The 11,620-nt window shown below is 57.9% G+C and carries 9 protein-coding genes and 3 tRNA genes; 8 read left to right on the top strand and 4 right to left on the bottom strand.

The window, feature by feature from the left end; genetic code table 11:
- Nucleotides 1–325 precede the first annotated feature (325 nt).
- From L861_RS10250 to L861_RS10240, 3 genes are read left to right on the top strand one after another with little or no spacing between them, the layout of a single operon-like run.
- Nucleotides 326–2,248, top strand: coding sequence for a PrkA family serine protein kinase (locus L861_RS10250; RefSeq protein ID WP_016415891.1), 1,923 nt, complete (start codon nt 326–328; stop codon nt 2,246–2,248).
- Between the two features lie 54 nt (nt 2,249–2,302).
- Nucleotides 2,303–3,586 carry a YeaH/YhbH family protein gene (locus L861_RS10245; protein WP_016415890.1) on the top strand — a complete coding sequence of 428 codons (1,284 nt, stop codon included), beginning with the start codon at nt 2,303–2,305 and terminating at the stop codon, nt 3,584–3,586.
- 23 nt (nt 3,587–3,609) lie between these two features.
- Complete coding sequence (locus tag L861_RS10240) at nt 3,610–5,160, top strand: SpoVR family protein (RefSeq protein ID WP_016415889.1); 1,551 nt, start codon at nt 3,610–3,612, stop codon at nt 5,158–5,160.
- Nucleotides 5,161–5,231: 71 nt separating this feature from the next.
- On the opposite strand, the gene L861_RS10235 is transcribed toward L861_RS10240, so the two are convergent.
- Nucleotides 5,232–5,549 (bottom strand): high-potential iron-sulfur protein, encoded by a 318-nt coding sequence (locus L861_RS10235; protein WP_016415888.1) that lies wholly within the window; start codon nt 5,547–5,549, stop codon nt 5,232–5,234.
- Nucleotides 5,550–5,780: 231 nt separating this feature from the next.
- Here L861_RS10235 and L861_RS10230 point away from each other — a divergent pair, with 231 nt between their 5' ends.
- The 3 genes from L861_RS10230 to L861_RS10220 all read left to right on the top strand — a co-directional run bounded on the left by L861_RS10230 (nt 5,781) and on the right by L861_RS10220 (nt 7,588).
- Nucleotides 5,781–6,272 carry a methylated-DNA--[protein]-cysteine S-methyltransferase gene (locus L861_RS10230; protein WP_016415887.1) on the top strand — a complete coding sequence of 164 codons (492 nt, stop codon included), beginning with the start codon at nt 5,781–5,783 and terminating at the stop codon, nt 6,270–6,272.
- 87 nt (nt 6,273–6,359) lie between these two features.
- Nucleotides 6,360–6,635, top strand: a complete 276-nt coding sequence (locus L861_RS10225; protein ID WP_016415886.1) for an Lrp/AsnC family transcriptional regulator — start codon at nt 6,360–6,362, stop codon at nt 6,633–6,635.
- A 98-nt stretch (nt 6,636–6,733) separates the two neighbouring features.
- Complete coding sequence (locus tag L861_RS10220) at nt 6,734–7,588, top strand: DNA/RNA non-specific endonuclease (protein WP_016415885.1); 855 nt, start codon at nt 6,734–6,736, stop codon at nt 7,586–7,588.
- Nucleotides 7,589–7,649: 61 nt separating this feature from the next.
- Here L861_RS10220 and L861_RS10215 read toward each other — a convergent pair.
- The 3 genes from L861_RS10215 to L861_RS10205 all read right to left on the bottom strand — a co-directional run bounded on the left by L861_RS10215 (nt 7,650) and on the right by L861_RS10205 (nt 8,037).
- Nucleotides 7,650–7,736 (bottom strand) — tRNA-Leu (locus L861_RS10215).
- Between the two features lie 35 nt (nt 7,737–7,771).
- Nucleotides 7,772–7,858 (bottom strand) — tRNA-Leu (locus tag L861_RS10210).
- Between the two features lie 92 nt (nt 7,859–7,950).
- Nucleotides 7,951–8,037 (bottom strand) — tRNA-Leu (locus L861_RS10205).
- Nucleotides 8,038–8,258: 221 nt separating this feature from the next.
- Here L861_RS10205 and rnr point away from each other — a divergent pair.
- Nucleotides 8,259–10,691 (top strand): ribonuclease R, encoded by a 2,433-nt coding sequence (rnr, locus tag L861_RS10200; RefSeq protein WP_035568286.1) that lies wholly within the window; start codon nt 8,259–8,261, stop codon nt 10,689–10,691.
- Nucleotides 10,691–11,488, top strand: coding sequence for a 23S rRNA (guanosine(2251)-2'-O)-methyltransferase RlmB (gene rlmB, locus L861_RS10195; RefSeq protein WP_016415883.1), 798 nt, complete (start codon nt 10,691–10,693; stop codon nt 11,486–11,488). The genes rnr and rlmB overlap by 1 nt, the downstream gene beginning before the upstream one ends.
- Nucleotides 11,489–11,620 lie beyond the last annotated feature (132 nt).

Genomic DNA, 11,620 nt, shown 5'->3' with positions numbered 1-11,620 from the left:
CTGGTGGTGTGCCACCACCGAACTGCTCGATGCCTTGCTGACCGATATCCGCGAGTCACTGGCTACCCTTTGACGCGGTGGCACCGCGACCGGTTAATATGACCGAAGCGGTGCTGCTTGCACTTGCGTTCAAAACACGACGTGAGATTCAACGAACCTTGTTGACGCTGCGCCGCTCTGATGGGTAGATGGCGGGTATTCGTGCGTTGCGTTGAAAAGCTTGATCAACCTTCGGCAATTAAATCTGTCTACGCTGATAGATACGCCACCTCGGCAGTCGTGATGTCCGTTTTCAGGCCGGGGAGTTGCGCTTAAGGAGGCTTCAATGAGCATCTTCGATCATGTCCAGAATCGCTACGAACAGGTTCAGCAGGAGGAGATGAGCCTGCAGGAGTATCTGGAGCTGTGTCGCAGTGAGCCATCGGTCTATGCTTCGGCCGCCGAGCGCATCCTGGAGGCGATTGGCGAGCCCGAGGTGATCGATACCGCCAAGGATTCTCGCCTGTCACGGATCTTCTCCAACAAAGTGATCCGGCGTTATCCGGCATTTTCCGAGTTCTATGGCATGGAAGAGGCCATTGAGCAGATCGTCGCCTACTTCCGTCATGCTGCCCAGGGCCTGGAGGAGAGAAAGCAGATCCTCTATCTGCTGGGCCCCGTGGGGGGCGGCAAGTCGTCGTTGGCCGAACGACTCAAGCTGTTGATGGAGCGTGTGCCCTTCTATGCCATCAAGGGCTCGCCGGTATGTGAATCGCCACTCGGCTTGTTCTCTCCGGAAGAGGATGGCGAACTGCTGGAGAAGGAGTACAACATACCGCGCCGCCACCTGAAGAGCGTGATGTCCCCTTGGGCCGCCAAGCGTCTCAAGGAGTACGGTGGCGATATCTCGCAGTTCCGCGTCGCGCGCCTGTACCCGTCGCGTCTCAACCAAATTGCCATTTCCAAGACCGAACCGGGCGACGAGAATAATCAGGACATTTCTTCGCTGGTAGGCAAGGTCGACATCCGTCAACTCGAGATGTATGCCCAGGACGATCCCGATGCCTACAGCTTCTCCGGTGGACTGTGCAAGTCCAACCAAGGGCTGATGGAGTTCATCGAGATGTTCAAGGCACCGATCAAGGTGCTACACCCGCTACTGACTGCGACCCAGGAAGGCAACTACAACCCCACCGAGGGTATGGGGGCGATCCCATTCGACGGTATCGTGTTGGCCCACTCTAACGAGAGCGAGTGGCAGACGTTCCGCAACAACCGCAATAACGAGGCGTTTCTCGACCGCGTTTATATCGTCAAGGTGCCGTACTGCCTGCGGGTCACGGAAGAGATCAACATCTACAAGAAACTGCTCGAGCACTCTTCGCTCTCGGAAGCCCCTTGCGCACCGGATACCCTGCGCATGCTGGCGCAGTTCTCGGTACTGTCACGACTCAAGGAGCCGGAGAACTCCAGCATCTACTCCAAGATGCGTGTGTATGACGGGGAGAATCTCAAGGACACCGACCCCAAGGCCAAGTCGATCCAGGAGTATCGCGACTCCGCCGGAGTCGACGAGGGTATGGACGGTCTATCGACACGTTTCGCCTTCAAGATCCTGTCCAAGGTATTCAACTTCGACAACCATGAGATCGCCGCCAACCCAGTGCACTTGCTGTATGTACTGGAGCAGCGCCTGGAGCAGGAGCAGTTGCCCAAGGACACCTTTGAACGTTACCTACGTTTCATCAAGGAGTTCCTGGCGCCGCGCTACGTCGACTTCATCGGCAAGGAGATCCAGACCGCCTATCTCGAGTCCTACTCCGAGTATGGCCAGAACATCTTCGACCGTTATGTCACCTACGCTGATTTCTGGATCCAGGATCAGGAGTATCGCGACCCCGAGACCGGCGAGTTGTTCAACCGACAGGCCCTCAACGAGGAGTTGGAGAAGATCGAAAAGCCGGCTGGTATCTCCAATCCCAAGGACTTCCGTCACGAAGTGGTCAACTTCGTGCTGCGGGCCAGGGCACAGAACAACGGTATGAATCCGAGTTGGCAGTCCTACGAGAAACTGCGTGGGGTAATCGAGCAGAAGATGTTCGCCAACACTGAGGAGCTGTTGCCGGTGATCTCGTTCAACGCCAAGGCTTCGGCAGCGGACCAGAAGAAGCACGAAGACTTCGTGGCACGGATGGTCGATCGTGGTTATACCGAGAAGCAGGTTCGACTGCTGTCCGAGTGGTACCTGCGTGTGCGCAAGTCGCAATGATGTTCCGGGTCGAGGGGACAGGCTGGCAACCGGCTTGCGCCCCCGGGAGGAAGCATGAGCTACTTCATCGATCGACGAGCCAACGCCAAGAACAAGAGTGCGGTCAACCGGCAGCGCTTTCTGGATCGCTATAGGACGCATATCAAGCGTTCCGTGGAGGAGGCAGTCAATCGTCGTTCCATCACCGATATGGAACGCGGCGAGAAAGTATCGATTCCAACCCGTGATATCTCCGAGCCGGTGTTCCAGCACGGTCCGGGCGGCAAGCGCAGTATCGTCAGCCCCGGCAACAAGGAGTTCGTCGAGGGTGATCGCCTGCGGCGGCCCGGTGGTGGCGGCGGTGGTGGTGGTTCAGGAGAAGGCGGGGCGTCGAACCAGGGTGAAGGCATGGACGAATTCGCTTTTAGCCTGACTCGCGAGGAATTTCTCGATTTCGTCTTCGATGGCCTGGAACTGCCACATCTGGAACGTAAGCAATTGCTGGACCTCGAGGAAGTGCGACCGGTACGGGCGGGGATCTCCCGCGATGGTGTGCCGGCGCGTATCAATATCGTGCGCTCCATGCGTGAAGCTCAAGCTCGGCGCATTGCCATGCGTGCGCCGATCCGGCGAGCTCTGCGCGAGGCTCAGGAAGCGCTGGAAGCCGAGGAGCGCAAGGACTCGGTGCTGCGCAATCCGTCGCGAATAGCCGAACTCAAGGAAGAGATAGAGCGTCTCGAGAAGCGACTGGAAGCGGTACCGTTCATCGATACCTATGACCTGCGCTACAACAACCTGATCAACCAGCCTCAGCCGTCCAACAAGGCGGTGATGTTCTGCGTGATGGACGTCTCCGGTTCCATGACCCAGTCGCACAAGGACATTGCCAAACGTTTCTTTCTGTTGCTGTACTTGTTCCTCGAACGCAACTACGAGAAGGTCGAGTTGGTGTTCGTGCGTCACCACACGGCAGCCAAAGAAGTCGATGAAGACGAGTTCTTCTATTCGCGCGAAACCGGTGGCACCATAGTGTCCAGTGCCCTGTCGCTGGTCGACGAAATCGTCACCGATCGCTACCCGCCCTCTCAGTGGAACCTCTACGTAGCCCAGGCTTCCGACGGTGACAACTGGGACGACGATTCCACTACCTGTCGCGACCTGTTGCTCGATTCCTTGATGCCGCGGTTGCAATACTTCACCTACGTAGAAATTACCCCGCATGCGCATCAGGCGCTGTGGGAGGAGTATGAGACGGTGGCCGCTGAATATCCGACCCGCTTCGCCATGCGTCAGATTGTCGAAGGGGGCGACATCTATCCGGTATTTCGTGAGCTATTCCGTCGTCGCGCCGAAGCCTGAGCCGGTTCGTCCCAGGAGGATGTATGACCCGACGCAAGCCCCTCGCCACCGGTTCCGACTGGAATTTCGATATTCTGCACGACTTCGAGAAGGAAATTGCTCGTCTGGCCGACGAGTATCGCCTCGATACCTACCCCAATCAGATCGAGGTGATCACATCCGAGCAGATGATGGATGCCTACGCCAGTGTGGGGATGCCGGTGGGATACCATCACTGGTCGTTCGGTAAGCAGTTTCTGGCGGTGGAGCAGGCCTACCGGCGTGGTCAAATGGGCCTGGCCTATGAGTTGGTGATCAATTCCAACCCCTGCATCGCCTATCTGATGGAAGAGAATACCCTGATGATGCAGGTGCTGGTGATGGCGCACGCCTGCTACGGGCACAACTCCTTTTTCAAGGGCAATTACCTGTTTCGCACCTGGACCGATGCCGGATCGATCATCGACTATCTGGTATTCGCCCGGAAATACGTCGACGAGTGCGAGGAGCGGCATGGTGTGACAGCGGTCGAGCAGCTTCTCGACGCCTGTCATGCGTTGCAGAATTACGGTGTCGACCGTTACAAGCGGCCCTCACCGATCTCTCCCGAAGAAGAGGCCCTGCGTCAGGCGGAACGCGAGGCTTACCTGCAAACCCAAGTCAATACGTTATGGCGTACCATTCCTAACCTCAAGGATGGAGCGCGCGAAGAGGATGCCTTAGACGAAGAGGATCCATTGGGCCTTCATCGCAATGGCCGTTACCCGCCGGAGCCTCAGGAGAACCTGCTCTATTTCATAGAGAAGAACGCGCCACTGTTGGCGCCCTGGCAGCGCGAGATCGTGCGTATCGTGCGTAAGCTGGCCCAGTACTTCTATCCTCAGCGTCAGACCCAGGTGATGAACGAAGGGTGGGCGACGTTCTGGCACTACACCCTGATGCATCGCATGTTCGACGAAGGGATGGTCGACGAAGGGATCATGCTCGAGTTCCTGCAGTCGCACACCGCGGTGGTCAACCAGCCGGGATTCGACAGCCCCTACTACAGTGGCATCAACCCTTACGCGCTGGGATTTGCCATGTTCTCCGACATCAAGCGTATCTGCCAGGAGCCGACGCAAGAGGATCGCGAGTGGTTCCCCGATATCGCCGGAAGCGACTGGCTGGATACCTTGCATTTCGCCATGCGCAACTTCAAGGACGAGTCCTTCATTCAGCAGTTCCTGTCGCCCAAGGTGATCCGCGATCTCAAGCTGTTCACCGTGGTCGATGACGATCAGGACGAAATGCTGACCGTCAGTGCCATTCATGATGAACGTGGCTATCAGCGTATTCGCGAGGAGCTATCGACGCAGTACGCATTGTCTGTTCGTGAGCCCAATATCCAAGTCTATTCAGCCGATATACGCGGTGATCGCTCGTTGACCCTGCATCATGTCCAGGATCGCCGACGGCCGTTGGCCAAGAGCGTCTATCCGGTGATGCGGCATCTGCATCAGTTGTGGGGTTTTCCGGTCAAGCTGGAGTCGATCGACAATGGCGAAGTGGTGCGCCGTTACCAGTGGCCTTTACCCGATGATGACCCTCATGACTGAGAGGAATACTCAAAGCGAATGCGCCGCTGGAACACCAGCGGCGCGTTGAGGGTAAAGCGGGTATGACGCGATCACCCGCTTTTCGCGGTCCAGGACTGGCACCAGCCACCTGGTTCGACACTATTGTTGGGGAAGAGCTGACAGCCTTCGGTATCCTGCTGGAAGAACATGCAGTTGGCGCAGGTCTCACCTTCCTCGTAGGCGGGATGGTCGCTAGCGTTGCTGGCGTTCTCTACATAGTTGAGCGCTTTGGCTTCCGGGGCTTCCGGGTCCAGGCGTGGCAGGTCCTGTGCAAAAGCGGTCTTGGACAACACGCCAATGCCCAAAGGGAGGGCGGCCAGGCCCATCAGGCTGTTGCGCATGAAGTCACGACGACTGTGGTTTGCCATGGTCTCTCCTTAACGTCCTTGGTGAGCGCCGGTCATGCCAGGGGCATGCGGTACTCTCGTCACGGTGGTTATATGATCTTGTTATGTTGAAGCTTCCGACAATCGCCTACATTGAGGGGTCGGCTTTTTTATCCTAGACGAAGGGGCCCAGGGGGCGCGAATCCCGCCCATGGCATTGCGGCAATCAGTCGCGGGAGACGCTGAAGATAGGCCTGTGACAAGGAGCCATACATGTACTACTGTCGCTTTGCCTCGCCGCTGGGCGAGATTCTGATCGCTGGTCATGAAACAGGGTTGACCCACTTGGCTTTCATGGAGAGTGACGGTGCCCTGGCGGTACCCGATGACTGGCAACGTGATGATGAGTGCTTTGCGGAAGCTCGCGAACAGGTGTTGGCATATCTTGATGGTCGCCGTCGCTCGTTCAGCCTCGAGCTCGGTGTCGAAGGCAGTGGCTTCCAGCGTGAAGTGTGGGCGGCATTGCTGCGTATTCCCTATGGTGAAACTCGTACCTATGGTGATCTAGCTCGGCGCTTGGGAAGCGAGCATCCGGCACGGGCTATCGGTACAGCGTGCAACGCCAACCCCGTGCCGGTGCTGATACCCTGTCACCGGGTGGTGGCTGTCGATGGCATAGGAAGCTATAGCGCTGGTGCGACACTCAAGGAACAGCTATTGGCCTTGGAAGGCGCTATTCCATCCAGGCAAGGAGCTCGCCGTTGATTCTGTCATGAAGAGAGCGCTGCTATACTCGCGCCATCGTCATTATTGCCATGCCGTCAGATTGGTAGTTACTGGAGAGGAGCGACCATGCAGAATGCCGTAATTCTGATCAACACCGAGAAAGGCCAAGTCAAGGCTGTCGCCGAACGCTTGGCCGACATTGAGGGCGTCAGTGAGGTCTACTCCACCTGTGGTCGTTACGACTTGGTGGCCATTGCCCGTACCCGCGACTTTGAAAGCCTGGCGACACTGGTGACCGAGCGTTTGAACCTGGTTGAGGGCATTCGCGAGACGGAGACTCTCAATGCGCTTCAGGTACATTCTCGCCACGATCTCGAAACCATGTTCTCGGTCGGTTGGTAAGTCCTTACTGGGGCGGTATCCGGTTGATGAGTTTTGTTGCCCATTTTCTTGCCGAGGCCGGGTTGCCGGTGTATCGGTAGTGAGTAAGCAGTCACTTGATGAGAAAGCGGATTTCCTTTTGGCGTCGTCAGGCGCGCAATGTTGGCGTCAGCCTGGTGTTCGTGATGGTTGCTACCGGGCTGTGGTACACCCAGGAACAGGGGTATCGGGATCAACTGAGCTGGATGGGGGTGCCAACGTGGGAAACCTTGACTCCCACCAGTGTGCATCGCGTATTGCGTAACGACGGCTTCCTGGTCGGTTGGTCAGATCTGCGTGTCAATCCCTTGTGGGTAAGTTATTACCTACATGCCGTGGAAGATCCTCACGCTGGGGCGCGGCCGGACTTTCAGCGTGACTGGCGTACCTTGTGGCCGATTACCACCGATAGCTACTTCGGCAGTGGCTACGATCGTGGTCACCTGGCACCCAACTATGCCATCGCCGCCGTGCATGGGCGCGTTGCCCAGAGCCATACCTTTCGCATGAGCAATATCACGCCGCAGCGGCCGGACCTCAACCGGCGCCTGTGGCAACGATTGGAAGAGGTGGTAATCGATCATTTCGTACCACGTTTTGGCACATTGCAGGTGATCGCCGGGCCGGTGTTTCCCGAGCGATATCTCGATAATGCTCTCAATCGCGTGGGGTTGGTGGAAGTTCCCGAGGCTTTCTACAAGATCATTGTGGTGCCCGCCGAACAGCCTTTGGCCCTGGCTTTCCTGATGCCTCAGAATGTTAGAGGTAACGAGCCTCTGGATCGCTATGTCGTGAGCATCGACGAGATCGAGATGCGTACGGGGCTGGACTTCTTCCCCAACCTGTCCGAAGACATGGCCGGGAGACTGGAAGGGCAGGTGCGTACCCAAGGATGGGAATTGGAGAAAGTGGCTAGGCTGCCATCGCGCTTTTAGGCCGCAAATGACATCTGGATGTTGGTTCGAGGATAAGGGGAGCATGACACGGATGTGGGCATGGTGCCCAGGAGAGGACTTGAACCTCCACGTCCGTAAGGACACTAGCACCTGAAGCTAGCGCGTCTACCAATTCCGCCACCTGGGCGTGTCATGCATGTCGTGTTCGCTTGGCTGGGCCGATGGTGCCCAGGAGAGGACTTGAACCTCCACGTCCGTAAGGACACTAGCACCTGAAGCTAGCGCGTCTACCAATTCCGCCACCTGGGCGAACACGAATCTTTCGACTTGTTGCCACGCTATCAAGCGTTGCGATGAGGTCTTCACCTCTGATATCACAACATTGCCTGCTGAGATATCGATGGTGCCCAGGAGAGGACTTGAACCTCCACGTCCGTAAGGACACTAGCACCTGAAGCTAGCGCGTCTACCAATTCCGCCACCTGGGCAAGTGGCCGGTATGATACCGATTCCATCGCACAATGCAAGCCTATGGCGACGTGAGTGAACCACTTTCAGCTCCCGATATTTCCGGTCTTGCGAGACATCACAGGAGTGGAGTGGTTGGGTCATGACTTGTGCGGCGCTATACTGCTGGCATGATCATGAATCCTCGCATTATTGCCTCACGCTCGCGGCTCCTCGCCATTTCATCAAGGACGTTTACCGCATGAACTATTGGACGCTACGCGACGATCCGCACGCGGAACGTGAAGCCCGCAAATACGACAAGCCGGTTCCCAGCCGCGAATATCTGCTCGCCCGGCTGGAGGAGTACGGTAAACCCATTACCCATGAAAACATGAGTCGCATGCTGGGCCTCGAGGATGAGGCGCAGATGGAGGCTGTGCGTCGTCGCTTGGCGGCCATGGAGCGAGACGGCCAGGTGCTGCGTGACCGGCGAGGCGCCTACGCGCTGATCGACAAGCTGGATCTGATCAAGGGCAAGGTCCTGGGTCATCGCGATGGCTTCGGTTTTTTGTTGCGTGACGACGGTAAGAAGCCGGATCTAGTGCTACCACCGCGACAGATGCGCCGCGTTTTCCATGGCGATCACGTGCTGGTGCGCATCAGTGGACGTGACCGTCGCGGTCGTGATGAGGCGACTATCGCCGAGATCATCGCCCGCAACACCCAGACTATCGTAGGGCTCTACCGTCAACATAACGATGAGTTCGGCATACTGATCCCCGAGAACCCCCGTATCACCCAGGAAGTGTTGATTCCGCATAGTGCTTGCGGTGGTGCCAAGGATGGTCAGATCGTCTCGGCACATATCGTCCAGCAGCCTGACACTCGAGTACAGCCGGTAGGCGAAGTGGTCGAGGTGCTTGGTGAGCGCATGGATCCAGGGATGGAGATCGATATCGCCATCCGCAGCTACGACATCCCTGCCGATTTTTCTCCTGAGGTGGACGAGCAGATTGCCGGCATGTCCGCTGAGGTGGCGGAAGCCGACAAGGGCCATCGCATCGACCTGCGTCATCTGCCGTTGGTGACTATCGATGGCGATGATGCCAAGGATTTCGATGATGCCGTGTGCGCCTGGAAAACCAAGTCCGGGAGTTGGAAGCTGGTGGTGGCCATCGCCGACGTCTCGCATTATGTACACACCGGCAGTCCGCTCGATCAGGAAGCGCATATCCGCGGTAACTCGGTGTACTTTCCGGGACAGGTAGTACCGATGTTGCCGGAACTGCTTTCCAATGGCTTGTGCTCGCTGAACCCCGGTGTCGATCGCCTGGCCATGGTTTGCGAGTTGAATATCTCGAAGACTGGTACCATCAGCCGCTATCGCTTCTACGAAGCCGTTTTTCAATCGAAGGCACGTTTGACCTACACCAAGGTTGGCAAGATCCTTCAGGAGCCCGATAGCCCCGAAGGGCGTGAGTTGCGGCAGGAGTATCGCAGCCTGGTGCCTGCGCTGGAAAAACTGCATGCGCTTTACCAGTTGTTGCGCCGCTCGCGCAGTGATAGAGGTGCCATCGATTTCGAAACCACCGAAACGGCGATCATCTTCAACGATGAACGCAAGATCGAGACCATCGTGCCGCGGGAACGCAATGATGCGCACAAGATTATCGAGGAATGCATGCTGGCAGCCAACGTGGCCACTGCGCGTTTCCTCGACAAGCACGACTTGCCGGCGCTGTATCGCATCCACGAGCCGCCGCCTCCCGAGCGTCTCGATAAGTTGCGCCTGTTCCTCAATGAATTGGGATTGTCGCTGGGCGGTGGCGACGAGCCCACACCGCAGGACTATCAGGCGTTACGAGAGGTGATCAAGGATCGCCCCGATGCCGACATCATCCAGACAGTGATGCTGCGCTCGATGAACCAGGCGGTTTATTCGCCGCATAACGAGGGGCATTTTGGCCTGGCCTATCCCGCCTACGCGCACTTTACTTCGCCAATCCGGCGTTATCCGGATCTGTTGGTGCACCGTGCCATTCGCTCGGTGATTCGCGGGCCGCGTCAAACAGCCACTGTGCTGCGCGCTGAAGGTGCACCCGTCGATCCGCCCAGCAAATGGTGTCCCTATACCTTCGAGCAAATGCTTGAGCTCGGCGAACATTGCTCGATGACCGAGCGACGTGCCGATGATGCGACACGCGATGTGGAAGGCTGGCTGAAGTGCGAGTTCATGTCTGACAAGATTGGCGAGGTGTTCGATGGCACCATCGCTTCGGTCACTCAGTTCGGTATTTTCGTGCGTCTCGACGAGGTCTATGTCGAAGGCTTGGTGCATGTCACTTCACTGCCTTCCGACTACTACCACTATGAGCCTGAGAAGCATCGCCTGAAGGGAGAGCGTTCAGGGGTCGGCTATCGTCTTGGAGACGGGGTCACGGTGCAAGTGGCGCGAGTCGATCTCGATGAGCGCAAGATCGACTTCGATTTGGTCGGTGACAAGCCGAGACCGCGTCGCGCTCCACGTCGGCGCAAACCGGGGCTGGACCAGAAAGACGCTGGACCGGCCAACGCGGATGCCAAATCAGGCGCCAAGCCCAAGGGTCGACGCCGCAAGCCTCGTAGTAGTGAGGGAGAGGCCACCAAGGGGCCGCGCCGTGGGCCACGCAAGTCGCGAGGTGGGAAGCGCTGATGTCGATCAGAAAGCGACGCCCCACCCGTACGGGTATTCGCCCTCCGAGTGGTCTCGATGCCGTGTATGGCGTACATGCCGTACGTGCGCTACTCGAGCGTGACGAGACACCCCGAGAACTGTGGGTTCAGGAGGGTGGTGCGGAGACGCGACTCGGTGAACTGGTCGACCAGGTTCGCTCACGCGGCGCTCACGTCCGCCGTCAGCCGCGCGAGGTGCTCGATGACCTGGCGCAGGGGGCGGCTCATCAGGGAATTGCGGCTTTTTGTGCGCCCCTGGCTGCGGAGGGTGAGGAGTCGTTATGGCTCAAATTGGGCGCCTGGTCGAAAGACGCCCCCCCCTTGTTGCTGATTCTCGATGGAGTCACCGACGTGCACAACTTCGGCGCTTGTCTAAGAAGTGCTGATGCTGCCGGTGCGCATGGCGTGATCGTACCCAAGGACAAGGCGGCACCGCTCAATGCCACGGTGCGCAAGGTGGCCTGTGGTGCCGCGGAAGCGGTGCCGGTCTACCAAGTTACCAATTTGGCGCGAGCCATGGCGCGCCTCAAGGAATTGGGAGTATGGATTACCGGGACCGCCGGCGAAGCCGAGATCAGTGTCTATGACGGTGACTATACAGGCCCTTGCGCCTTGGTGATGGGGGCAGAGGGCAAAGGGTTGCGGCGTCTGACACGTGAAGCCTGCGACAACCTGGTCAAATTGCCCATGGCGGGGCAGGTCTCCAGTCTCAACGTGTCGGTGGCGACCGGCATCTGCTTGTTCGAGGTGGTCAGGCAAAGACGCTTGAAGCCATAAAGCCATAAAGCCATAAGCTGGAAGAACGCCGCTTCGCGGCTTGAAGAAACCCCAGCCGGCTGCGGCTGGGGAATTGCTGTGGTGAGCGGCATCGGAAAAGCCGTGTCTACGGCGCTCTCCGGCTTGCAACGA

Origin of the sequence: Litchfieldella anticariensis FP35 = DSM 16096 (genome assembly GCF_000409775.1) — a bacterium.
Lineage (GTDB): Bacteria > Pseudomonadota > Gammaproteobacteria > Pseudomonadales > Halomonadaceae > Litchfieldella > Litchfieldella anticariensis.
Note: the sequence above shows the minus strand (reverse complement) of the source record. Positions and strands in the feature narration are given on the sequence as shown.